This window comes from Burkholderia sp. R-40 (assembly GCF_049942845.1).
Classification (GTDB): domain Bacteria; phylum Pseudomonadota; class Gammaproteobacteria; order Burkholderiales; family Burkholderiaceae; genus Burkholderia; species Burkholderia ambifaria.
The window spans coordinates 2,864,314-2,887,991 of the sequence record NZ_CP187967.1; the positions used below are offsets into that span (position 1 = coordinate 2,864,314).

Consider the following 23,678-nt stretch of genomic DNA (forward strand, 5'->3'; position numbering starts at 1 on the left):
TCTCAGAACGGATAGTGGCGCGGCGTGGTCTGCACGGTGATCCAGCGCAGGTCCGTGAACGCGGCGATGCCGGCCTTGCCGCCGAAATGCCCGAAGCCGCTGTCCTTCACGCCGCCGAACGGCATCTGCGCCTCGTCGTGCACGGTCGGGCCGTTCACGTGGCAAATGCCCGATTCGATGCGCGCCGCGACGCGCATCGCGCGCGCGACGTCGCGGCTGAACACGGCCGATGACAGCCCGAACGCGTTGTCGTTCGCGCAGTCGATCGCGGCCGCCTCGCCGTCGACCCGCACGATGCCCTTCACCGGCCCGAACGACTCCTCCGCATAGATCCGCATCGCGGGCGTCACGCGATCGAGCAGCGTCGCCGGGAACAGCGTGGTGTCGGACTGGCCGCCGCACAGCAGCGTCGCGCCGTGCGCGAGCGCATCGTCGATCAGCGTGTTGCAGCGCTCGACGGCCTTCATGTCGATCAGCGAGCCGAGCACGACGGGCCCGTGGCGCGGGTCGCCGAGCGGCAGCGACGCGGCCCGGGCGGCGAGCTTCGCGACGAACGCGTCGGCGATCGATGCATCGACGATGATCCGCTCGGTCGACATGCAGATCTGCCCGGAATTCGCGAACGCGCCGAACGCGGCCGCCGCGACGGCCGCGTCGAGATCCGCATCGTCGAGCACGACGAACGGCGCCTTGCCGCCGAGCTCGAGCACCGACGGTTTCAGATGACGCGCGCACGCTTCGGCGATGATCCGCCCGACGCGCGTCGATCCGGTGAAATTCACGCGGCGCACGGCCGGATGCGCGATCAGTGCATCGACCACCGCGCCCGCGTCCTCCGGCGCGTTCGTCACGAAGTTCACGACACCCGTCGGCAGCCCGGCCTCCTGCAGCGCCTCGACCACCAGCCCGTGCGTGACGGGGCACAATTCGGAGCCCTTGAGCACGATCGTGTTGCCGCACGCGAGCGGCAGCGCGAGCGCGCGCGTCGCGAGGATCACCGGCGCGTTCCACGGCGCGATGCCGAGCACGACGCCGGCCGGCTGTCGCACGCCCATCGCGAGCGAGCCGGGCACGTCGGACGGGATCAGCTCGCCGCCGATCTGCGTGGTCAGCGACGCGGCCTCGACGAGCCCGCTCGCGGCAAGCTGCACGTTGAAGCCGGCCCACAGCGCCGACGCGCCGGTTTCGGCCGCCATCGCGGCGACGAACTGCTCGTGCTTCGCTTCGAGCGCGGCGGCCGCCTTCAGCAGCAGCGCACGCCGCGCGCCGGGGCCGAGCGCCGCCCATTCGGGAAACGCGCGCGCGGCCGCGTCGGCCGCCGCGCGCGCATCGTCGACCGTGCACGCCGGCGCGGCCGACGCGACTTCGCCGTCGAGCGGGTTGTGGCGCACGAAGGTCGCGCCGCTGGACGAATGGCGGCGTTGGCCGCCGATCAGCATCGATACGGTTTGCATGAATTCTCCGGAACGACGCGCGCTGCGCGTCAGGCAACCTCGACGTCGACGACGACGGGCGTACCGGCCCGCAGCGCATCCGTCAGCGTGTCGCGCAGGCGTGCGGCATCGGTGACGCGGATGCCGCGGCATCCCATCCCTTGCGCGAGCGCGACGAAATCCAGGTCGGGCAGATCGGTGCCCTGCACCGGATCGTCGGGACCGAAACCGAACACGGACGCGAAGTCCTGCAGCGCCGCGTAGCGGCGATTGTTCAGGATCACGAACGTGATCGGCAGCTTCTGCTGCGCGGCGCTCCACAATGCCTGGACCGAATAGAGGCTCGATCCGTCGCCGATCAGCCCGATCACGCGCCGCCCCGGCTGCGCGAGCGCGACGCCGACCGCGGCCGGCATCCCGTAGCCGAGGCCGCCGCTGTCCATCGTGTAGAACGTGCCGCTGCGCGTGAACGGCAGATGCGTCTGCATCACCGGCCGCGCGCTCGGCGCTTCCTCGACGACGATGTCGTGCGCGTCGCGCAGCTCGGCGAGCGTCTGCAGCGCGAACGCCACCGACATCCGCTCGCCGGCGGCCGGCGCGTCGGCGCGCGGCCGCGGCGGCCGCGGCGCGGGCATCGGCCGCTCGGGCGGCGCCGGCCTGGCCAGCAGGTCGCGCGCCGCGAGCCGCAGGTTGCCGACGACCGCGTCGCCCGACGGCGTCCACGCGGCGACGCCCGGATCGTCGACGAGCTGCACGAGCGTGGCGCCCGGCGGCACATGCGGGCCGAAGCCTTCGACGTGATAGGTGAACGCGGGCGCGCCGAACGCGAACACGAGATCGTGCCCGTCGAGCCGCGCGACGATCTTCTCGCGGATCGCGGGCAGGAAGCCGGCGAACAGCGGATGGTCCTCGGGAAAGCTGCAGCGCCCCGACATCGGCGCGACGTACACGCTTGCGCGGTGCCGCTCGGCGAGCCGCACGACGTCGTCCCACGCACCGGCCCGATCGACGGCCGCGCCGACCACGAGCGCCGGGCGCCGCGCGGCATCGAGCGCGTCGCCGAGCCGCGCGAGCGCGTCGGGATCGGGCCGCACGACGCTGCTCACGTCGCGGCGCGGCAGCAGCTCGGCCGGCTGGTCCCAGTCGTCCACCGGGATCGACACGAACACCGGCCCGCGCGGCTCCTGCATCGCGATCCGATAGGCGCGCGCGATCGCGGCCGGCACGTCCTGCGCACGCGCGGGCTCGATGCTCCATTTCACGTACGGCTTCGGCATCTCGGCGGCCTGGGTCGCGCCGAGGAACGGATCGAACGGCAGGATCGCGCGTGCCTGCTGGCCGGCGGTGACGATCAGCGGCGTGCGGTTCCGGAACGCGGTGAACAGGTTGCCCATCGCGTTGCCGACACCGGCCGCCGAATGCAGATTGACCACCGCCGCATTACCGGTGGCCTGCGCATGACCGTCCGCCATCCCGACCACGACGGCCTCCTGCAGGCCGAGCACGTAGCGGAAATCGGCGGGGAAATCGCGGAACATCGGCAGCTCGGTCGAGCCGGGGTTGCCGAACACGCGATCGATGCCGAACTGTCGAAACAGGTCGATGACCGCGTCGCGGACGGTGATCGGGGCGGCGGATTGGGACGGGGTGCCGGACATGCTCGGGCGTCTCCTCGGTGGCTTGGCGGTTTCCACAGTATCGAAGCGGGAGTCATTCTCGGATACTGTATTTTCTGAGAAAAGCCATTACGATTCGGCATGACTTTCGATCTCCGGCAATTGCGTGCTTTCACGACCATCGTCACGTGCGGCAGCCTGGGCCGCGCGGCCGACGCGCTGCATGTGACCCAGCCGGCGCTGAGCCGCATCCTGAAGCGGCTCGAGGATCAGGTCGGCGCGCCGCTGTTCGAGCGTCACTCGAAAGGCGTGCACCTGACCGCGTTCGGCGAGGCACTGCTGCCGCACGCGACGCTGCTGCAGCACGAGGCCGAGCACGCGCGCGAGGAGCTCGATGCGATGCGCGGGTTCGCGAAAGGCACGATCAAGGTCGGCACGGTGGGCAGCATCGCGAGCCTCGTGCTGCCGGTCGCGGTCGGCCGCGTGCTCGACCGCTGGCCAAACCTGCGCGTCGAGATTCTCGAAGGCGTGTGGGACCGGCTCGCGGATGGCCTGAACAAGCACGAGATCGATCTGGCGCTGTCCGCGCACGGGCCCGACACCGACGAAATCGTCGCGATTCCGGAGTGCCGCTGGGAGGATCGCAGCCATATCGTTGCGGCGCCGCACCATCCGCTGCGCGCGCTCGGACGCGCGCCGACGCTCGCCGACACGCTGCACGCGCGCTGGGCGATTCCGCCGCGCGGCACCGCGCCGTTCGACCACATGCGCGCGACCTTCGACGCGCACGGGCTCGCGCTACCCGACATCGCGGTCGAGACGCGCTCGGTCACGACGCTGAAGAGTCTCGTCGCGCACGCGGGCTTCCTGAGCTGGATGGCCGAACCGATGTACGGCGCCGAACAGCGCGCCGGCACGATCGACACGCTGCCGGTGCGCGAAGTGGTCGCGGTGCGCACGCTCACCGCGTTTCGCCGCCGCCACGGGATCCTGCCGGGGCCGGCCGGCAAGCTGCTCGACGAACTCGTCGCGCTGACACGCGACGCGCGCTGACACCCGCCCTCCCGCCCCGCAGCGCACCATCGAAATGCCGCGCCGCCGCCTTGACTTTCGTTCGCCCGAATACGATCATTCGCTCACATGACGAGCAAATGATCGTATTCGACGACGCGGATCGCGGGTGCTGCAGCCAGGCCGACCGGGATCCGATCGCGACAGGAGACACCGGATGACCGAATCGCCCTCCGCCCGCACGCCCGTGCTGCTGCACATCGGCGCAGGCTCGTTCCACCGCGCGCACCAGGCGTGGTATCTGCATCGCGTGAATGCGGCCGTGCCGGCCGGCGAGCGCTGGTCGCTGACCGTCGGCAACATCCGCGACGACATGCGCGCGACGATGGACGCGCTCGCCGCGCAGCACGGCGCGTACACGCTCGAGACCGTCACGCCGCAAGGCGAGCGCGCATACGAGACGATCCGCGCGATCTCGCGCGTGCTGCCGTGGTCGATCGACCTCGCCGCGCTGATCGACGCCGGCGCCGACCCGGCGTGCCGCATCGTGTCGTTCACCGTCACCGAAGGCGGCTACTACCTCGACGAACACAACCGGCTCGATATCGCGAACGCCGATCTCGCGGCCGACCTGCAGGGCGCGCGCACGACGCTGTACGGCGCGCTCGCGGCGCTGCTCGCCGAACGCGTCGCGCGCGGCGCGGGGCCGCTCACGCTGCAGAGCTGCGACAACCTGCGCAACAACGGCGCGCGCTTTCGCGCGGGCATGCGCGAATTCCTCGAACGGCGCGGCGAGGCCGGCCTGCTCGCGTGGTTCGATGCGAACGTCGCGACGCCGAGCGCGATGGTCGACCGCATCACGCCGCGCCCGACCGACGACGTGCGCGAACGCGTGCGCGCGGCCACCGGCGTCGACGACGCGTGCCCGGTGATGGGCGAATCGTTCATCCAGTGGGTGATCGAGGACCGCTTCGCGGCCGGCCGGCCGCGCTGGGAGCTGGCCGGCGCGGAACTGGTCGACGACGTGCACCCGTACGAGGAAGCGAAGATCCGCATCCTCAACGCGACGCACAGCTGCATCGCGTGGGCCGGCACGCTCGCGGGCCACATGTACATCCACGAGGGCACGCACGACGCGGCGATCCGCCGCTTCGCGCACGACTACGTGACGCAGGACGTGATCCCGTGCCTCAGTCCGAGCCCGCTCGACCTCGAACGCTATCGCGACGTCGTGCTCGAACGCTTCGGCAACCCGTACGTGCTCGACACGAACCAGCGCGTCGCGGCCGACGGCTTCTCGAAGATTCCCGGCTTCATCGCGCCGACCCTCGTCGAATCGTTCGCGCGCGGCGCGGCGCCGGTCGCCACCGCGGTGCTGCCGGCGCTGTTCCTGCGTTTTCTCGAACGCTGGGCGCGCGGGCTGTTGCCGTATGCGTACCAGGACGGCGTGATGGATGACGGCACCGCGCGGGCGATCGTCGAAGCGGACGATCCGGTCGTCGCGCTGTGCGCAAGCCGCGCGCTGTGGGGCTCGCTCGCCGGCAACGCCGCGCTGTTCGACGCGCTGCGCGCCGGGCTCGCGCGCGTCGACGCGTGGCTCGCGCAGCGCTGAGGCGCGGCGCGGCCCTCCGGCCCTCTCCCGGCGGCCGGCGCTCGCCAGCGCCCACGCGTCCGGGCGAACCTGCGTTGGCATGCGCGCGTGCGTGCGGCTAAAGTAGCGGCTCCTCACTGACGGAACGGATCGCTCATGTATCTCGGCATCGACCTCGGCACCTCGGAAGTGAAGGTGCTGCTGCTGGCCCCGGACGGCACCGTGGTCGGCACCGCGGGCACGCCGTTCGGCGTGTCGCGGCCGCACCCGCGCTGGGCTGAACAGCATCCGGACGACTGGTGGCAAGGCACGCTCGCCGCGCTCGCGGCGCTGCGCGAACGGCACCCTCAAGCGTTCGCGCAGGTGCGCGGGATCGGCCTGTCGGGCCAGATGCACGGCGCGGTGCTGCTCGGCCGCGACGACCGCGTGCTGCGCCCCGCGATCCTGTGGAACGACATGCGCAGCGCCGACGAATGCGCGCTGCTCACCGAACGCGCACCCGATCTGCACGCGCTGGCCGGCAACCTCGCGATGCCCGGCTTCACCGCGCCGAAACTGCTGTGGGTCGCGAAGCACGAACCCGACGTGTTCGCCGCGACCGCGTGCGTGCTGATGCCGAAGGACTACCTGCGCTTCCGGCTCACCGGCGCGAAGGTGTCCGACCCGTCCGACGCGGCCGGCACGCTGTGGCTCGACGTCGCGCGCCGCGACTGGTCCGACGCGCTGCTCGCCGCGTGCGACATGACGCGCGAGCAGATGCCGCGCATCGTCGAAGGCAACGCGCCGTCCGGCACGCTGCGCGCGGACGTCGCGCGCGAGCTCGGGTTGTCGGAGGCCGTCGTGGTGGCGGGCGGCGGCGGCGACAACGCGACGAGCGCGCTCGGCATCGGCGCGATCCACGCGGGCGACGGCTTCGTGTCGCTCGGCACGTCGGGCGTGCTGAGCGTGGTCGGCGACCGCTTCATGCCGAATCCCGCATCGGCCGTGCATGCGTTCTGTCACGCGATTCCCGATCGCTGGCAGCTGATGAGCGTCGTGCTGTCGGCTGCGAGCTGCCTGCGCTGGGTCTGCAAGCTGACCGGCACCGACGAGCCGGCGCTGCTCGCCGAAATCGAGGCGCTCGACGCGGACGCGCTCGCCACCGCGCCGCTGTTCCTGCCCTACCTGTCCGGCGAACGCACGCCGCACAACGATCCCTATGCGCAGGGCGTGTTCTTCGGGATGACGCACGCGACCGAACGCGCGCATCTCGGCTACGCGGTGCTCGAAGGCGTGACGCTCGGCCTCGCGGACGGCCTCGACGCGCTGCACACGGCCGGCGTCGAAACCGACCGACTGTCGCTGATCGGGGGCGGTGCGCGCAGCGCGTTCTGGGCGCAGCTGATCGCCGATGCGCTGAACGTGCACACGCGCCAGCACGGCGGCGGCGAAACCGGTGCGGCGCTCGGTGCGGCGCGGCTGGGCTGGCTCGCCGTCGGCGGCGATCCGCAGGTGGTGCTGACCAAGCCGCCGGTGCGCGCCGAATACACGCCCGACGCCGCGCGCCATGCGCAGCTGCGCGAGCGCCTCGACGCGTTCCGCGCGCTGTATCGCCACGTGCGCCCGCTTTACGAACCGTCGCGCGCGCGGCTCGCGTAAGCGCCGCAGCGGCCGTCGGCCGCGCGCCCGGCATGCGTTACAGTGGATGCCGTCGGCGCCGCCTGACGGCCGGCCCGCGGGGCGGCCCCCAGATCCAAACCGAACCGCTATCGTGTCCAAGTCCTCAGAAAAACTCGATCTCGCCACACGCGCCGCGTGGCTCTACTACGTCGCGGGCGACACGCAGAATGAAATCGCCGAGAAGCTGCAGGTGTCGCGCCCGGTCGCGCAGCGCCTCGTCGCGTTCGCGGTCGAGAAGAACCTGATCCGCGTGCGCGTCGATCACCAGCTCGCCGACTGTCTCGATCTCGGCGCGCAACTGTCGAAACGCTACGGGCTCGCGATGTGCGAAGTCGTGCCGGTCGATGCCGACGCACCCGAAGCGATCGACCGCAAGCTCGCGGTCGCCGGCGCGCAGGTGATGGAGCGTTACCTGAACGAAACGCGGCCGATGGTGATCGCGGTCAGCAGCGGCCGCACGCTGAAGGCGGCGGTCGCGCAGATCGCGCAGATCGAGCGGCCGCAGCACCGGCTCGTGTCGATGGTCGGCGCGATCGCGGCCGACGGCTCGTCGAACCGCTACGACGTCGCGCAGTACATCTCCGAGAAAACGGGCGGCAAGCACTTCCTGCTGCCCGCGCCGCTGTTCGCCGACAGCGACGCCGAGCGCGCGCAATGGTGCAATCACCGTCTGTACCGGATCGTCGATGCGCTGTCGGCGCAGGCCGACGTCGCGTTCGTCGGGATCGGCAACATCGGCCCGCACTGCCCGCTCTACGAGGACGGCTTCATCACCGAACAGGAACGCGACGAGATGACCGCGCTCGGCGCGGTGGCCGAGCTGCTCGGCGTGCCGATCGATGCGCGGGGCAGGCTGGTCGACGTGTCGACGAGCGCGCGCGTGACGAGCGTCGCGCTCGACGCGCCGCCGAAACGTCCGACGATCGCGTTCGCGGGCGGCCCGAAGAAGCGCGACGCGGTGATCGCCGCGCTGCGCGGCGGCTGGCTGTCGGGGCTCGTCACCGACGAGACCTGCGCGCGCGCGGCGCTGGAGGCGAAGGCGGCCTGACGGCGCGGAACGCTCACGCGGCCGCGCGCGGCGCCGGAAACGCATGCCGGCGCGCGCGCCACGCCCCGAGCCACGCCGCCGCCAGCAGCGCGACGAGCACCCACGGAATCACCCCCGCGCCCGTCGCGCCGAGCAGCATCCCGCCCACGATGCCGCCGCCCGCGATCGCGAGGTTCCACACCGTCACGAGCATCGACTGCGCGACATCGGCCGCATCGCCCGCCGCGTTCGCGGTGGCCGTCTGGAACAGCGTCGGCGCGCCGCCGAACGCGAGCCCCCACAGCGCGACGCCTGCATAGACGATCGCCATCCCGGACCCGGCGCCGAGCATCGCCGCCGCAAGCGCGAACAGCGCGATGCTCGCGAGCGTCAGCCGCCGCTGCGCGGCGCCGATCCATGCGCCCGTCAACGCGATGCCGACCAGCGACGCGACGCCGAACACGAACAGCACCGCATCGACCTGCGCGCCCATCCGCACGCCCGCGAGGAACGGCGCGACGTAGGTGTACAGCATGTTGTGCGCGAGCACGTACGCGAACATCACGACCAGCACCGGCCGCACGCCGGGCAGCGCGAGCACGCCGAGCACGGGCTCGCGCGCGCCGGCCGGCTGCCCGGGATAGTCGGGCACGCGCAGCCGGATCCAGCCGATCAGCGCGAGCGCCGCGACCGTGATGCCCGCGAACGCAATACGCCAGCCGAACATCGCGCCGAGCGCGGTGCCGGCCGGAATGCCGATCGACATCGCGACCGGCGCGCCGAGCATCGCGACCGCGATCGCCCGGCCGCGCAGCGATGCGTCGACCATCCGGCTCGCATAGCCGGCCAGCAGCGCCCACAGCAGCCCGGCCGACATGCCCGCGACGAAGCGCGCGGCGAGCGCGAGCGCGTAGTACGGCGACGCGGCCGTCAACGCATTCGACACGACGAACCCGGCCAGCGCCGCGAGCAGCAGCCGGCGCCGGCGCATCGCGCGCGTCGCGGCGACGAGTGGAATCGCGGCGACGATCGAGCCGAGCGCATAGACGGTCACGAGCTGGCCGATCAGCGCCTCGGTCACGCGCAGGTCGACGCTCATCAACGGCAGCAGGCCGGCCGGCAGCGCCTCGGTGAGGATCGTGATGAAACCGGCGGTGGCGAGCGCCAGCAGGTTCGCGACCGGCAGGCGTTCGCGCACCGGCGCGGACGGGTCGGACGCGCGGTCCGCAACCCGGTCGGAGACGGATACGCACTCACTCATGCCGCGCCCCGGTCGTCGACACCGTACACCGCATCGCGCACGTCGGTGACGACACGCCCGTGCATCCCTTCGTACAACGTATTGGTCAGCGCGACGACCGTCAGCCCGGCCGCGCGGTCGACGAACCACGCATGCCCGTACGCACCGCCCCAGCGCCACGTGCCGACCGACTCCGGCGACTGCGCGGCCGCCGGATCGCGCAGCACCGAAAAGCCGAGTCCGAAGCCGAATCCCGGCGCGTCCGGCAAGTCGTTCGCCCCCGGCTGCACGCGGGACATCTCGTCGATCCAGCGGCGTTCGAGCCAGCCGTCGCGGCCGGTGCGCAACGTATCGAGCAGCGTCAGGCAGTCGCGTGCGGTGCCGACCATCCCCGCGCCGCCCGACGGCCACGCGGCCGCGTCGAACGCGCGCGCCGGTGCGAAGCGGATGCCGACCGTGCCGTCGTACACCGGCGCGAGATCGTCGTCGGCCATCCGGCGCGGCGCGACCGGCGTACTGACGTACGGCGTCGCGAAGCGTGCGGCGTCGTGCGAGAAGAACGCGGTGTCCGTCATCCCGAGCGGCGTCGTGACGAGTGCGGCCACGGCCTCGCCGAGCGGCCGGCCGTCGACCGCCTCGATCAGCGCGCCGACCACGTCGATCGCGAGCGAGTAGTCCCACGACGTGCCGGGCGCGAACCGCAGCGGCACGCCGGCGATGCGCCGCACGTTCTCCGCGAGCGACAGGTCCGCGCGATCCATCCCGTCGGACACGCCGGCACGCGCATACGGGCCGTCGGCGTCGGCTTCGAGGAAGCGGTAGCCGAGCCCGGCCGTATGCGACAGCAGATGACGCAACGTGATGTCGGTGGGCGTGCCGTCACGCAGCGTCGGCCGGAACGCGGGCAACCAGTGCGCGATCGGCTCGTCGAGTTCGATGCGTCCCGCCGCGACCAGCCGCATCGCGGCGGCCGTCACGATTGGCTTCGACACCGACGCGAGCCGGAACAGCGTGTCCTCCCGCATCGGCGTGCCGGCCTCGCGATCGGCGAGGCCGGCCGCGCGCGCATAGCGCAGTTCGCCGTCGCGGGCGACCAGCACGACCGCGCCGACCACGCGCGCGTCGGCCAGCGTGCGATCGAGCACCGCGTCGAGGCGCTCGGGCAGCGCGGCGTCCGGTTCTGCGCGGTGGGCGGTGACAGGCAGGGATGACATGGCGTGACCTCGAACAGTGAAGGAACGCCCATCGTAGGGAGCCGGCGCAAGAAGAAAAACCGGGTTAGAGTTCCGGACACTCCGGACATCGATGTCCGCAATCGGGAACCTGCATGGAAAATCTTGGCGGCTTCGTCGTGTTCGTCCAGGTCGCGGAAACGCGCAGTTTCGTCGCGGCCGGCCGCGCGCTCGGGCTGTCGGCGTCCGCGATCGGCAAGCGCATCGCGCGGCTCGAGGCCCGGCTGAACGTGCGGCTGTTTCACCGCAGCACGCGCAGCATCACGCTGACCGCGGAAGGCACGCGTTTCCTGGAGCGATGCCGGCGCGTGATCGCCGAGATCGACGCGGCCGAGCAGGAGCTGACGCACAGCGCCGAAGCGCCGCGCGGGCGCCTGCGCGTGAGCCTGCCGACGATCGGCACGCTGCTGCTGCCGCTGCTCGCCGATTTCATGGCAGCGTATCCGGAGATCGAACTCGACATCGATTTCAGCGACCGCCTGGTCGACGTCGTCGAAGAAGGCTTCGACGCGGTGCTGCGCACCGGCCAGCCGACGGATTCGCGGCTGTCGTCGCGGCTGCTCGGCCATTTTCGCCAGCACCTCGTCGCGTCGCCCGACTATCTCGAACGGCACGGCACGCCGCGCACGCCGACCGATCTCGCACGGCACCGCTGCCTGCACTACCGCTTCCCGAGCAGCGGCAAGCTCGAGATCTGGCCGCTGCGCGCGTCGCGCTCGGGCACGCCACCGGCGGTGCCGGTCTCGATGGTCAGTAACAGCGCGGAGACGCGTCTGTGCTTCGCGCGGCGCGGGCTCGGCATCGCGTGCCTGCCCGAATTCTTCGTGCGCGACGCGCTCGACGACGGCACGCTGCGTGCGGTACTCGCCGAACACATCGTGAGCCGCACGCCGTTCTACGTGCTGTGGCCATCAGGCCGCCATCCGACGCCGAAGCTGCGTGCATTCGTCGACCACATGGCCGAGCACTTGCGCCTGTAACCGGCGCAAGCCGTTACGCCGCCTTCGCGTGCGCGCTCAGCCGCCGGAACGCCTGACCCTGCTCGTCGAACAGGTGGCAATGCTCGGGCTGCGCATGCACGTGCAGCGCCTCGCCGGTGCGGTACGTGTCGAGCGGCGGAATCCGCGCGATCAACCCGTCCGGCGCGACCGCCGACTCCGCATACAGATACGCGGCATCGCCGAGCGATTCGACGGCCATCGTCCGCACGGCGACACCGGTGCCCGCCGCGCCCACCAGCAGATGCTCGGGCCGCACGCCGACGGTCACGGCCGCGCCGGGCTGCAGCCCCGCCGCATCGACCGCCACGCGCTGCGTCTCGCCGCTGTCGAAGCGCACCAGCACGCCGGTCGCATCGGCCGACTCGACCGTGCCCTTCAGGAAGTTCATCTTCGGCGAGCCGATGAAGCCCGCGACGAATTGGTTCGCCGGCGCGTGATACAGCGTGTTCGGCGTGCCGACCTGCTGCACCGCGCCGCCCGACAGCACGACGATCTTGTCGGCGAGCGTCATCGCCTCGACCTGGTCGTGCGTCACGTAGATCATCGTCGTCTTCAGCTCGTCGTGCAGCCGCGCGAATTCCAGCCGCATCTTCACGCGCAGCGCCGCATCGAGGTTCGACAACGGCTCGTCGAACAGGAACACCTTCGGCTTGCGCGTGATCGCACGGCCGATCGCGACGCGCTGCCGCTGGCCGCCCGACAGCTGCTTCGGCTTGCGCTCGAGCAGGTGATCGATGTGCAGGATCTTCGCGGCCTGCTTCACCGCCTGGTCGATCTCGGGCTTCTTCGCGCCGGCGAGCTTCAAGCCGAACGCCATGTTGTCGTACAGCGTCATGTGCGGATACAGCGCATATGACTGGAACACCATCGCGATGCCGCGCTTCGCGCTCGGCACGTCGTTGACCTTCGCGCCGTCGATCAGCAGCTCGCCGCTCGAGATGTCCTCGAGCCCAGCGATCATCCGCATCAGCGTGGATTTGCCGCAGCCGCTCGGGCCGACGAACACGACAAATTCGCCGTCGGCGATGTCGAGGTTCACGTTGCGCAGCACTTCGGTGTCGTCGTAGCGTTTCGCGATGTTGCGCAGGAGCACGCTTGCCATGGTCTGTCTCCGTTCGTTCGTGATGCGCCGCGTTCGACGCGGCGCGCAATCGTTCGTGGTGAGGGTCTGTTGAGCTAGCCCGGCAGCACCGCGCCCGTCGCCTGCCAGCGCGCGACGTAGCCGGGCAGCTCGTGCATGTCGTCGAATACGTGACGCGCGCCGATCCCGCGCAGCGCGTCGACTTGCGCGGCCGACGCATGCCCGCCGCCGACGAAGCCGAGCACGGTCATGCCGGCCGCGGCGGCCGCGGTGATGCCCGTCACGCTGTCCTCGACGACGAGGCATTGCGCGGGCACCGCGCCGAGCGCGCGCGCGGCCGCGAGATACACGTCGGGCGCGGGCTTCGGCCGTGCGACGGCGTCCGCGCAGAACAGCCGGTCGCCGAAGAAGCGCGCGAGGCCGGTGCGCGCGAGCGCCGTCTCGACATACGCGCGGTAGCTGTTGCTCGCGCACGCTGTCGGCAGGCTGATCGCCGCGAGCGCCGCCTCGATGCCGTCGACCACCGGCGCGTTGACGGCCGCCGCCTCGACCGCGCGGCGGATCGCGTCGACGTCGTCGGCCGACAGCGTGCGGCCGACCGCCTCGCTCGCGCCCGCCAGCACGCGCTCGATGCGCAGCCCCAGCAGCGGCATCACCGCCGGCCGCGCGTCGACGCCCGGCCAGCGCGCGTCGAGCTCGCGCACGATCACGTCGGCGGCGACGGCCTCGCTGTCGATCAGCACGCCGTCGCAATCGCAGATCAGCACGTTCAACCCGTGGCCGACCACGCCTTCGCCGGCCGCCGTCATTTGACCGCCCCGAACGTGAGCCCGCGCACGAGCTGCTTCTGCGACAGCCAGCCGACGATCAGGATCGGCGCGACCGCGAGCAGGGACGCCGCGGACAGCTTCGCCCAGAACAAGCCCTCGGGGCTCGAGTACGACGCGATGAACACGGTAAGCGGCGCGGCGTTCGAGCTCGACAGGTTGATGCTCCAGAACGCCTCGTTCCACGACAGGATCACGAGCAGCAGCGCCGTGGACGCGAGGCCCGGCAGCGCCATCGGCATCAGCAGGTAGACGATCTCCTGCCACGTCGACGCGCCGTCGATGCGCCCCGCTTCGAGGATGTCCTTCGGAATCTCGTTGAAGTACGTGAAGGTCATCCATACCGCGATCGGCAGGTTGATCAGCGTGTACACGATCACGAGGCCCGACACGGTATCGAGCAGCCCCGCGTTCTTCCACAGCAGGTAGATCGGCACGAGCACGCCGACCGACGGCATCATCTTGGTCGACAGCATCCACAGCAGCACCTTCTGCGTGCGGCGGTTCGGGAAGAACGCCATCGCGTAGGCCGCCGGCACCGCGAGCAGCAGCGAGATCACCGTGACGCCCGCCGAGATCAGCACCGAGTTCCACGCGAAGCCGAAGTAGTTGCTGCGCGCGAACACCTCGCGGAAGCTGTCGAACGTCGGCACGAAGAACAGCGTCGACGCATAGGCCTGCTGCTCGGTCTTGAACGCGGTGATCGCCATCCAGAAGATCGGGAAGAACAGCAGCAGCGCGATCAGCCATGCCAGCGCGCCGGGCAGCGCGCGCCGCACGAGGTCGAATGCGGCCGGCGCGCGCCGGCCTTCCAGAGTCAGGTCGCTCATTTCTCGTACTCCCCCTTCAGGTTGCGCGCGAGCATCCGCACCAGGAAGAACGACACGACGTTCGCGACCACGACGGCGATGATCCCGCCCGCGGACGCGAGGCCGACGTCGAACTGCTGCAGGCCGAGCGCGTAGATCAGGTACGACAGGTTGGTCGTCGCATTGCCCGGGCCGCCGCCCGTCGTCGTGTAGATCTCCGCGAAGATCGACAGCAGGAAGATCGTCTCCATCATCACGACCACGGCGATCGCGCGCTTCAGGTGCGGCAGCGTGATGTAGAAGAACATCGCGATCGGGCCCGCGCCGTCGATGCGGGCGGCTTCCTTCTGCTCCTGGTCGAGCGACTGGATCGCGGTGAACAGGATCAGGAACGCGAACGGCAGCCACTGCCACGCGACGATCATGATCACGGCGGTGAGCGGATAATCGGCGAACCAGTCGACCGGCGTCATCCCGAGCGCGCGCATCGCGTTCGCGACGAGCCCGTACACCGGATGCAGGATCATGTTCTTCCAGATCAGCGCGGCGACCGTCGGCATCACGAAGAACGGCGCGATCGCGAGCAGCCGCGCGATGCCCTGCCCGTAGAACTTGCGGTCGAACAGCACGGCCATCAGCACGCCGCCGACCACCGTGATCGCGAGCACCGCGCCGATCAGCACGAGCGTGTGCCAGATCGCGGGCAGGAACGACGGATCGGTCGCGAGGAAGCGGTAGTTGTCGAGCCCGGCGAAGCCCTTCACGTCCGGGTTCAGCAGGTTGTAGCGCGAGAACGAATACCAGATCGTCATCGCGAGCGGAATCGACATCCACAGCAGCAGCACGGCGACGGACGGCGACACGAGCCAGCTCGGGCCGCCGCGCGCGCGGCGCGGCGCGCCCGGCGGCGACGACGCATCGCCGACCGACGGCGCGTGGCTCAGGGGAAGACGCAAATGACGCATGATCGGAGTCCCTCCGGTTGAGGCGCGGGCGCGAACGGCCGGCCCGCGTTGGTGCTTCGGCCACGTGCACCGTGCGCGGCGGCGCGCACGGTGTGGGCCGCGTTACTTCTTGTAGCCGGCCTGCCGGACCGCGCGGTCGGCGGCGGCCTGCCCGGCGGCGAGCGCCTGGTCGACCGTCGTCTGGCCGGCGACCGCCCCCGCGATCGCCTGGCCGACCACCGTGCCGAACGACTGGAATTCAGGAATCCCGACGTACTGCACGCCCGTGTACGGCACCTTCTTCAGCGACGGATCGTTCGGATCGGCCGTCTCGATTGCCTTCAGCACGAAATCCGAGAACGGCGCGGCGGCCTTGTACTCGGGACGCTGGTAGGTCGACGTGCGCGTGCCCGGCGGCACCGATGCCCAGCCTTCGTCCTTGCCGGCCATCTCGATGTACTGCTTCGACGTCGCCCACGCGATGAACTTGCGCGCGGCGTCCTGCTGCTTCGATGTCTTCGGCACGGCCAGCGCCCACGCCCACAGCCAATGCGAGCCCTTCGGCGTGGCGGCCACAGGCGCGGCCGCGAAACCGATCTTGTCGGCGACCTGCGACTGCTGTTTGTTATAGAGCATCCCCGCCGCGACCGTCGCGTCGATCCACATCGCGCACTTGCCCGATGCGGTCAGCGTCAGGTTCTCGTTGAAGCCGTTCGAGCTCGCTCCCGGCGGGCCGTCCTTCTTCAGCAGGTTCACGTAGAAGCCGATCGCCTTCTTCCATTCCGGTGACGTCAGCTGCGCGTTCCAGTTCTCGTCGAACCAGCGCCCGCCGAACGTGTTCACGACCGTCGACACGTACGCCATGTTCTCGCCCCACCCGGCCTTGCCGCGCAGGCAGATCCCGTAGGTGCCCTTCGCCTTGTCGGTGAGCTTGTCCGCGAATTCGGCGATCTGGTCGTAGGTCGGCTGGTCGGGCATCTTGAGCCCCTTCGCCGCGAACAGGTCCTTGCGGTAGAACGTCATCGAGCTCTCGACATAGAACGGCAGCGCGTACAGCTGGCCGTTGTACGACAGGCTGTCGCGCGCGGTCTTCACGATGTCGTTCAGGTCGTAGTCGGCGGGCAGCCCCGTCATCGGCGCGAGCCAGCCGCGCTTGCCCCACTGCGGCGTCTCGTAGGTGCCGATCGCCATCACGTCGAACTGGCCGCTGCCGGTCGTGATGTCGGTGGTCGCGCGCTGGCGCAGCACGTTCTCCTCGAGGATCACCCAGTTCAGCTTGATGTCGGGGTTCGCCTTTTCGAACGCCGGCGACAGCTTCTTCAACTCGATCATGTCCGGGTTGTTCAGCGTCGCGATCGTCAGCGTGCCGGCGGACGCCGCGCACGCGGCCGTCGCGAGCGCGGCTCCGGCGAAGCAGCGTGCGGCGGCATCGAGCATCTTTCGTTGCATGGCATGTCTCCTGTGATTGTTCGAACTGTCGTCGGTGTTGCGTATTGTGTTGCGTGCGTATTACTGATTACGTATTGCGTGTGTCGCGTTGCTGCGTTCCCTTCTCGCCCGTTACGCCGGCCGCTGCATGCCGCACGCGCGCGCATAGTGCGCGATCACCTCGCGGATCCGGTGGCGCACCCACGCGCGCGGTTCCTTCGCGAGGCCGCCCGCGCGGCACGCCGCGTACACGTCAGGCAGCCACTGCGCGACGAGCGTCTCCGGCACCGGCTGCCGCGCGAGGTTGTCGAACAGCTGCTCGACCGCCGCCGCGACGGCCGGCTGCAGCCAGTAGTAGCGGATCCGGTCGCTGTAGCTGAACTGGCGCGCGAGCCGCTGCTCGGTTTCGTCGCCGCGGTAGTACGGCGCCCAGTGCTCGGGCTGCGCGCGCATCGCGGCGTCGACCACGTCGCGCAGGCGCGAGCGCTGCGCGACGTCGCCGATCAGCGCGTCCTCGATGAAGGTGAGCGCGAACAGCGCCTCGCGCAGCGCGAAGGTCAGCGCGGGGCCGACCTTCAGCACCGCGAAGTGGTCGCGCACGAGCGCGGCGAGCGCGTCTTCTGTCTGGTAGTCGGTCGAATGCGCTTCGAACACGAGGCGCGGCGTGCGCAGGATGCTCGCGCCGAGCGACGCGGCCTTCGCGCTGTCGTAGTCGAGCACGTGGCGATCGTCGAAGTCGACGCCCGGCTGCGCGACGATCGCGACCACGCGGGTCCACGCATCGTCGAGCCCCGCCGCCGCGAATGCGCGGCGGTGCGCATCGAGCGTCGCGGCGATGCTGTCGCTGCGGGTGACCGCGATCCGCGCGATCGCATCGCCATCGCCATCGGCATCGCCGGCCACTTCGCCGCCCGGCGTCGGCACTTCGGTGCCGATCACGTAGACGGGCGCGACGCCGGCACGCGCCGCCGCGTCTTCGGCCGCGCGGCACAGCTCGGCCGCGCGCGCGGCGATCGTCCGGTCGTCGAGCCGCGGCGGATCGTCCGCGCACGCCATGCTCGCATCGAGGTGGATCTTCTCGAACCCGGCTTCGACATACGCGGCGACCATCGCGGCCGCTTCGCGCATCGCGTCGGCCGCGCGGCGGTGCCGCCACGGGTTCGGGCCGAGGTGGTCGCCGCCGAGCACGAGCGCCGACGGCGCAAGCCCGCAGCGCTGCGCGATCGCATCGACGTCGCGCCGGAAATCGGCCGGCGTCATGCCCGTATAGCCGCCGAGATGGTTCACCTGGTTGCAGGTCGCCTCGATCAGGAGCGGCGAGCCGTCCGCACGCGCGGCTTCGCACGCGGCTTCCAGCACGAGCCGGTGCGCGCTGCAGATCGAATAGATGCCGCGCTGCGCATCCGCGCGATTCGCGTCGAAGATCATCCGCAGCACGGCGTCGGCGTGCGCGTGGCGCGGGCGTTCGGCGGTGGAGGTCAGGCCGGACATGCGACACCTCGTTCGGTCAGGAAGCCATCGATCTCGGCCGCGCTGCTGTTGCCCTCCATCGGACCGCGCCGCGTGACGGCGATCGCCCCGGCCGCATTCGCGCGGCGCAGCGCGACGTCGATCGGCATGCCCGCGACGAGGCTCGCGACCAGCGTGCCGCCGAAGCAGTCGCCGGCGCCGGTCGGATCGAGTTCGTCGACCGGCCAGGCCGGCGCGTCGACGCGGCTCGCACGATCGAATGCGGCGCTGCCGGCCGCGCCGCGCTTGAGCACGACGCGCTCGAGCAGCGGATGCGTCGCGAGCAGCCCGGCGATCGCACGCTCGGCCGGCTGCGGCCCGCAGAAGAACGGCAGGTCGGCCTCGCTCGGCAGGAACAGGTGACACGCGGCGAGCATCGCGTCGAGTGCCGCGCGCATCGGCCGGAAGCTCAACATCTCCGGCCGAACGTTCGGGTCGAACGACACCTTCGCGCCGACGCGCGCCGCTTCGATCACGCCGCGCTGCACCGCCGCGATCGCCGATTCGCTCGTCAGCGACGAGCCCATCACGTGGAAGTAGCGGCAGCCGTCGAATATCGCGGTGTCGACGTCGGATGCGTCGACGCACGCGGCCGCGCTGGTGGACAGGCTGAAGACGAAGCTGCGCGAGCCGTCGTCGCGATACGCGACGAACGCGGTGCCGGTCGGGCGTGCGACGCGGCGGATGCGCGCGACGTCGACGCCGTCGCGCTCGAGCCGCGCGACGATCGCGTCGCCGAACGCATCGCGGCCGACGCAGCCCGCATACGCGACGCGCGCGCCGAGCCGCGCGGCCTGGTCGGCGAAGATCGCCGGCGCGCCGCTCGGAAACGGGCCCGCGAACAAACCCGGCGTGTCGAAACCCTGGCCGCGCTCGGCGGCGACGAATTCGGCCAGCAGTTCGCCGGCGACCACGATCTCGGCCATCATGCGGGCCCTCGTGCGGCGGCGGCCGCGTTTAGCGACCCCGCCTGAGTTGCGCGTGCGAGCATCGTCAAGTCAGCTCATCCAGTTGCCGCCGTCGACGTTCAGCGTCTGGGCGGTGATGTAGTCGGCGTCGGCCGACGCGAGGAACAGCGCGGCGCCCGTCAGGTCGCCCGGCACGCCCATCCGGCCGAGCGGCACGGCCTCGCCGACGAGCCGCTTCTTCTCGCCGGGCGGGCGATGCTCGTAGCGCGCGAACAGCGCATCGACCTGCTCCCACATCGGCGTGTCGACCACGCCCGGCGCGATGCCGTTCACGTTGATCCGGTGCGGCGCGAGCGCGAGCGCGGCCGACTGCGTGTAGCTGATCACCGCGGCCTTGGTCGCGCAGTAGTGCGAAACGAGCGCCTCGCCGCGACGCCCTGCCTGCGACGACATGTTGACGATCTTGCCGCCGCGGCCCTGCTCGACCATCCGCTGCGCCACGGCCTGCATCAGGAAGAACAGCCCTTTCACGTTGACCGCGAACAGCCGGTCGAACACGTCCCAGGATTCGTCGAGGAGCGGGCGCATGTCGAACAGCGCCGCGTTGTTGAACAGGATGTCGACGCCGCCGAAGCGCTCGACCGCGGTGGCGACGATCCGCTCGATGTCGTCGCGGCGCGTGACGTCCGCGGTAACGGCCACCGCGCGGCCGGGGCTCGCCTCGATCAGCCGTGCGAGCGAACCGCTCGCCGGCTTCACGTCGACCAGCACGCAGCGCGCGCCTTCGTCCAGATAGCGTTGTGCGACCGCCTCGCCGATGCCGCTTGCCGCGCCCGTCAGGATCGCGACCTTCTGTTCCAGTCTCACTGGTTGTCTCCGGTTCGTTCTGCTGCTCGAAGGTCGCGAGGTGAGCGAACGCTCGCTGACCGATCAATTGCTCTGTTAGTGATCGAATGATCGGATACGCGATTCGCGCTGTCAAGGCGACGCGGCGGCTTTCGATGATGCGCTGCGGCAAGGCGCAGCGCGGCGCCGGCTCGTGACCCGCGTCCGGCAAGGCGCGGCTCACCGGGTGCGGCGCGGCTGAACCGGCGCTGAAGGGGACGGAGCGTGCGCGCGGGATGGAATTCGGGCTGCACGCCAGGGAGATACGTTATATCATCGCCATACTTCGTTTTTCATGCCTGCTTCACGCCATGGCCACCTCATCGCCCATCGACGCCCGGCTGTCCCGGGCCGACGCATTCGCCGCCGAGCACGGGCTCGCGTGGACGCCGCTGCGCCGCCAGGTCTACGAACGCGTGCTGGCCGCGCAGCGCCCGATCGGCGCGTACGACCTGCTCGCCGAGCTCGAGCCGCAGCGCGGCCGCGTGCCGCCCACGACCGTCTATCGCGCGCTGGATTTCCTCGTCGAGCACGGCTTCATCCACCGGATCGAATCGAAGAACGCGTTCTTCGCGTGCTGCGAGATCGGCGTGCCGCACGAAGGCCAGTTCCTGATCTGCGATTCGTGCGGCGAGACCGTCGAGATCCCGGGAAGCGACCTCGCGAAGCAGCTGTCCGCGAGCGCGCCCGCGCACGGGTTCGAAGTCCATCACCAGGTCGTCGAGCTGAACGGCCTGTGCGGGCATTGCAAGGGCAAGCCCGCGCATCGCTGACGCCGCCCCGCGCGGCGCTCGGCGCCGCCCCCTTCCAACGAGGAGTTCCATGTCCATTGCCCTGAAGCGCGCGCCACGACGCGCCCTGCCGCTGGTTCGCCTGCTGGCCGCCTCGGCTGCCGTGCTGTCGCTTGTGGCGCCTGCCTGCGCGCAGGCCGCGACCGTCAACATCGTCGCCGCCGAGAATTTCTATGGCGACGTCGCGTCGCAGATCGGCGGCCGCCATGTCGCGGTGACCAGCATCCTCAGCAATCCCGACCAGGATCCGCACCTGTTCGAAGCGAGCCCGAAGACCGCGCGCGCGCTGCAGCATGCGCAGGTCGTGATCTACAACGGCGCGAACTACGATCCGTGGATGAGCAAGCTGCTCGGCGCGTCGAAGCAGACGAAGCGCGCGACGATCGTCGTCGCCGATCTCGTCGGCAAGAAGGCCGGCGACAATCCGCACGTCTGGTACGACCCGGCGACCATGCCGGCCGCCGCGCGCGCGATCGCGGCCGAGCTCGGCCGTGCCGATCCGGCGAACAAGGCCGACTACGACGCGAACCTGCAGAAGTTCGTCGCGTCGCTGAAACCCGTCGACGACAAGGTCGCCGCGCTGCGCGCGCAGTACAAGGGCGTGCCGGTGACGGCCACGGAGCCTGTGTTCGGCTACATGTCCGACGCGATCGGCCTCGACATGCGCAACCAGCGCTTCCAGCTCGCGACGATGAACGACACCGAAGCCAGCGCGCAGGACGTCGCCGCGTTCGAGAACGACCTGCGCAAGAAGCAGGTGCGCGTGCTGATCTACAACAGCCAGGCCGAAGCGCCGATGACCAAGCGCCTGCTGAAAGTCGCGCGCGACGGCGGCGTGCCGAGCGTGAGCGTCACCGAGACGCAGCCGGCCGGCAAGACCTTCCAGCAATGGATGACCGGCCAGCTCGACGCGCTCGCGGCCGCGCTTTCCGCCAGCAAGAAATGATCGACGCAACGACATGAGCCCCACTCCCCACGCACTCGCACTCGATCGCGTCACGCTCGAACTGGGCGGCCGCACGATCCTGCGCGACGTCAGCTTCTCGATCGAACCCGGCGAATTCGTCGGCGTGCTCGGACCGAACGGCGCGGGCAAGACGACGCTGATGCGCGCGGTGCTCGGCCTCGTGCCCGTCTCGGGCGGCACGCTGTCGGTCGGCGGCGTGCCGGTCGTGCGCGGCAACGCGTCGATCGGCTACATGCCGCAGATCCGAAGCGGCCTCGCGAATCGCCGGATGCGCGGCTACGACTTCGTCGCGATGGCCGCCGACGGCCATCGCTGGGGGCTGCCGCACCCGAACGCCGCGACGCGGCGCGACGTCGAGCGCGTGCTCGAGCTCGTCGGCGGCGCGGCGCTCGCGCGCCGGCCGCTGTCGGAACTGTCCGGCGGCGAGCGGCAGCGGCTGCTGCTCGCGCAGTGCCTGCTCGGCAGCCCGAAGCTGCTGCTGCTCGACGAGCCGCTGATCAGCCTCGACCCGAACCATCAGCGCGGCGTCGTCGAGCTCGTGCGCAACGTGCAGCGCGAGCTCGGCATCACCGTGCTGTTTTCCGCGCACGAACTGAATCCGCTGCTGAACGCGCTCGACCGCGTGCTGTATCTCGGCAACGGCGTCGCCGCGCTCGGCACCGTCGACGAGGTGATCACCAAGCCGGTGCTGTCGCGACTCTACGGCTCGCCGATCGACGTGATGCGCGTGAACGGCAAGATCTTCGTGATGTCGGGCGACGTCGAAGTCGAGAAGCACGATCACGAACACGAGGACGACGACGGCCACTCGCATGGCGGTGGCGGCGGCCACGGCCATCACCACCACGGACACGCTCATCCCGGGCATTCGCACGATGTTTGAATACGACTTCATGATCAACGCGTTCGCCGCGTCGGGGATCGTCGCGGTGCTCGCGGGCATCGTCGGCTACTTCCTGGTGCTGCGCGGACAAACCTTCGCCGGCCACGCGCTGTCGCACGTCGGCTTCACCGGCGCGACCGGCGCGGTGCTGCTCGGCATCTCGCCGATGTGGGGGATGGTCGGCTTCACGCTCGCGGCCGGGATCGGGATGGGCGCGCTCGGCGAACGGCTCGCTGGCCGCGACGTCGCGATCGGCGTGGTGCTGTCCGGCGCGCTCGGCTTCGGGCTGCTGTTCCTGCACTTCTACACGTCGTTCGCGACGCAGGTCACCGCGCTGCTGTTCGGCAACGTGCTCGCGGTCAGCCGCGACACGCTCGCGGTGCTGGCCGGCATCGGCGCGGTGAGCCTCGTCGCGCTCGCACTGATCGCGCGGCCGCTGCTGTTTGCGTCGCTGCAGCCCGAGCTGGCCGAAGCCAAGGGCGTGTCGCTGCGCACGGTGTCGATGCTGTTCCTCGCGGTATGCGCGCTCGCGGTGGCCGCGGCGACGCAGATCGTCGGCGTGCTGCTGGTGTTCACGCTGCTGGTCGGGCCGGCCGCGGCCGCGCAGAACGTGTCGACGCGGCTGTCGACCGGCGTGCTGCTCGCCGCGTTGTTCGCGCTGTTCGAAGCGTGGCTCGGGATCACGCTCGCGTATCACACCGACTGGCCGACGAGCTTCTGGATTACCGCGCTGTCCGCGCTTGTGTACGGCGCGAGCCTGTTGCGGCGCCATTGAGCGTCGGGCGGCACAAATGAAAAACGCCGGCTCAGCCGGCGTTTTTTCATGCTTGATGCGA

General features: G+C 70.5%; 21 protein-coding genes. 9 read left to right on the forward strand and 12 right to left on the reverse strand.

Annotated features, from left to right (window positions below):
* Nucleotides 1-2: 2 nt before the first annotated feature.
* Nucleotides 3-1,454: an aldehyde dehydrogenase gene (locus ACP26O_RS13275; protein ID WP_175665447.1), complete on the reverse strand. Its 1,452-nt coding sequence runs from the start codon at nucleotides 1,452-1,454 to the stop codon at nucleotides 3-5.
* Nucleotides 1,455-1,483: 29 nt separating this feature from the next.
* The gene (gene mdlC, locus ACP26O_RS13280; RefSeq protein WP_175665446.1) at nucleotides 1,484-3,091 is read right to left on the reverse strand and encodes a benzoylformate decarboxylase; all 1,608 of its coding nucleotides are present in this window, start codon (nucleotides 3,089-3,091) and stop codon (nucleotides 1,484-1,486) included.
* Between the two features lie 99 nt (nucleotides 3,092-3,190).
* On the opposite strand from mdlC, the gene ACP26O_RS13285 reads away from it, so the two are divergent.
* The 4 genes from ACP26O_RS13285 to ACP26O_RS13300 all read left to right on the forward strand — a co-directional run bounded on the left by ACP26O_RS13285 (nucleotide 3,191) and on the right by ACP26O_RS13300 (nucleotide 8,358).
* The gene (locus tag ACP26O_RS13285) at nucleotides 3,191-4,102 is read left to right on the forward strand and encodes a LysR family transcriptional regulator (protein WP_175665445.1); all 912 of its coding nucleotides are present in this window, start codon (nucleotides 3,191-3,193) and stop codon (nucleotides 4,100-4,102) included.
* A gap of 175 nt (nucleotides 4,103-4,277) precedes the next feature.
* Nucleotides 4,278-5,672: a D-arabinitol 4-dehydrogenase gene (dalD, locus tag ACP26O_RS13290; RefSeq protein ID WP_175665444.1), complete on the forward strand. Its 1,395-nt coding sequence runs from the start codon at nucleotides 4,278-4,280 to the stop codon at nucleotides 5,670-5,672.
* 135 nt (nucleotides 5,673-5,807) lie between these two features.
* Nucleotides 5,808-7,289, forward strand: a complete 1,482-nt coding sequence (gene xylB / locus ACP26O_RS13295) for a xylulokinase (protein WP_126228406.1) — start codon at nucleotides 5,808-5,810, stop codon at nucleotides 7,287-7,289.
* Nucleotides 7,290-7,401: 112 nt separating this feature from the next.
* The gene (locus ACP26O_RS13300) at nucleotides 7,402-8,358 is read left to right on the forward strand and encodes a sugar-binding transcriptional regulator (protein ID WP_041491260.1); all 957 of its coding nucleotides are present in this window, start codon (nucleotides 7,402-7,404) and stop codon (nucleotides 8,356-8,358) included.
* 13 nt (nucleotides 8,359-8,371) lie between these two features.
* On the opposite strand, the gene ACP26O_RS13305 is transcribed toward ACP26O_RS13300, so the two are convergent.
* Both ACP26O_RS13305 and ACP26O_RS13310 read right to left on the reverse strand, forming a co-directional pair.
* A complete protein-coding gene (locus ACP26O_RS13305; RefSeq protein WP_175665443.1) occupies nucleotides 8,372-9,598 on the reverse strand; it encodes an MFS transporter in 1,227 nt (408 codons plus the stop codon).
* Complete coding sequence (locus ACP26O_RS13310; RefSeq protein ID WP_175656375.1) at nucleotides 9,595-10,791, reverse strand: serine hydrolase domain-containing protein; 1,197 nt, start codon at nucleotides 10,789-10,791, stop codon at nucleotides 9,595-9,597. Before ACP26O_RS13310 ends, ACP26O_RS13305 begins: the two co-directional genes overlap by 4 nt.
* A 113-nt stretch (nucleotides 10,792-10,904) precedes the next feature.
* On the opposite strand from ACP26O_RS13310, the gene ACP26O_RS13315 reads away from it, so the two are divergent.
* The gene (locus ACP26O_RS13315) at nucleotides 10,905-11,789 is read left to right on the forward strand and encodes a LysR family transcriptional regulator (RefSeq protein WP_175660331.1); all 885 of its coding nucleotides are present in this window, start codon (nucleotides 10,905-10,907) and stop codon (nucleotides 11,787-11,789) included.
* A 13-nt stretch (nucleotides 11,790-11,802) separates the two neighbouring features.
* Here the strand turns inward: ACP26O_RS13315 and ACP26O_RS13320 are convergent, their stop codons facing one another.
* The 8 genes from ACP26O_RS13320 to ACP26O_RS13355 form a co-directional block, all read right to left on the reverse strand.
* On the reverse strand, nucleotides 11,803-12,912 hold the full coding sequence (locus ACP26O_RS13320) for an ABC transporter ATP-binding protein (protein ID WP_175665442.1): 1,110 nt from the start codon (nucleotides 12,910-12,912) through the stop codon (nucleotides 11,803-11,805).
* Nucleotides 12,913-12,986: 74 nt separating this feature from the next.
* Nucleotides 12,987-13,700: an HAD family hydrolase gene (locus tag ACP26O_RS13325; RefSeq protein WP_175665441.1), complete on the reverse strand. Its 714-nt coding sequence runs from the start codon at nucleotides 13,698-13,700 to the stop codon at nucleotides 12,987-12,989.
* Nucleotides 13,697-14,548, reverse strand: a complete 852-nt coding sequence (locus ACP26O_RS13330) for a carbohydrate ABC transporter permease (RefSeq protein WP_175665440.1) — start codon at nucleotides 14,546-14,548, stop codon at nucleotides 13,697-13,699. Before ACP26O_RS13330 ends, ACP26O_RS13325 begins: the two co-directional genes overlap by 4 nt.
* Nucleotides 14,545-15,492: a carbohydrate ABC transporter permease gene (locus ACP26O_RS13335; protein ID WP_006759345.1), complete on the reverse strand. Its 948-nt coding sequence runs from the start codon at nucleotides 15,490-15,492 to the stop codon at nucleotides 14,545-14,547. Before ACP26O_RS13335 ends, ACP26O_RS13330 begins: the two co-directional genes overlap by 4 nt.
* A gap of 102 nt (nucleotides 15,493-15,594) precedes the next feature.
* Nucleotides 15,595-16,920: an ABC transporter substrate-binding protein gene (locus ACP26O_RS13340; protein ID WP_011657786.1), complete on the reverse strand. Its 1,326-nt coding sequence runs from the start codon at nucleotides 16,918-16,920 to the stop codon at nucleotides 15,595-15,597.
* Nucleotides 16,921-17,031: 111 nt separating this feature from the next.
* Complete coding sequence (locus ACP26O_RS13345; RefSeq protein WP_175660335.1) at nucleotides 17,032-18,390, reverse strand: D-tagatose-bisphosphate aldolase, class II, non-catalytic subunit; 1,359 nt, start codon at nucleotides 18,388-18,390, stop codon at nucleotides 17,032-17,034.
* Nucleotides 18,378-19,334, reverse strand: coding sequence for a sugar kinase (locus ACP26O_RS13350; RefSeq protein ID WP_175665474.1), 957 nt, complete (start codon nucleotides 19,332-19,334; stop codon nucleotides 18,378-18,380). The genes ACP26O_RS13345 and ACP26O_RS13350 overlap by 13 nt, the downstream gene beginning before the upstream one ends.
* 72 nt (nucleotides 19,335-19,406) lie before the next feature.
* On the reverse strand, nucleotides 19,407-20,183 hold the full coding sequence (locus ACP26O_RS13355) for an L-iditol 2-dehydrogenase (protein ID WP_012364583.1): 777 nt from the start codon (nucleotides 20,181-20,183) through the stop codon (nucleotides 19,407-19,409).
* Between the two features lie 329 nt (nucleotides 20,184-20,512).
* Between ACP26O_RS13355 and ACP26O_RS13360 the strand changes: the two genes are divergently transcribed.
* The 4 genes from ACP26O_RS13360 to ACP26O_RS13375 are packed head-to-tail and all read left to right on the forward strand — an operon-like array spanning nucleotide 20,513 to nucleotide 23,617.
* The gene (locus ACP26O_RS13360) at nucleotides 20,513-20,974 is read left to right on the forward strand and encodes a Fur family transcriptional regulator (RefSeq protein ID WP_011657790.1); all 462 of its coding nucleotides are present in this window, start codon (nucleotides 20,513-20,515) and stop codon (nucleotides 20,972-20,974) included.
* 49 nt (nucleotides 20,975-21,023) lie between these two features.
* Entirely contained in the window at nucleotides 21,024-21,938 is a 915-nt protein-coding gene (locus tag ACP26O_RS13365) for a metal ABC transporter solute-binding protein, Zn/Mn family (RefSeq protein ID WP_175665439.1), read from the forward strand.
* Nucleotides 21,939-21,951: 13 nt separating this feature from the next.
* The gene (locus ACP26O_RS13370) at nucleotides 21,952-22,842 is read left to right on the forward strand and encodes an ABC transporter ATP-binding protein (protein WP_012364586.1); all 891 of its coding nucleotides are present in this window, start codon (nucleotides 21,952-21,954) and stop codon (nucleotides 22,840-22,842) included.
* The gene (locus tag ACP26O_RS13375; protein ID WP_175660337.1) at nucleotides 22,835-23,617 is read left to right on the forward strand and encodes a metal ABC transporter permease; all 783 of its coding nucleotides are present in this window, start codon (nucleotides 22,835-22,837) and stop codon (nucleotides 23,615-23,617) included. The genes ACP26O_RS13370 and ACP26O_RS13375 overlap by 8 nt, the downstream gene beginning before the upstream one ends.
* Nucleotides 23,618-23,678: the final 61 nt, after the last annotated feature.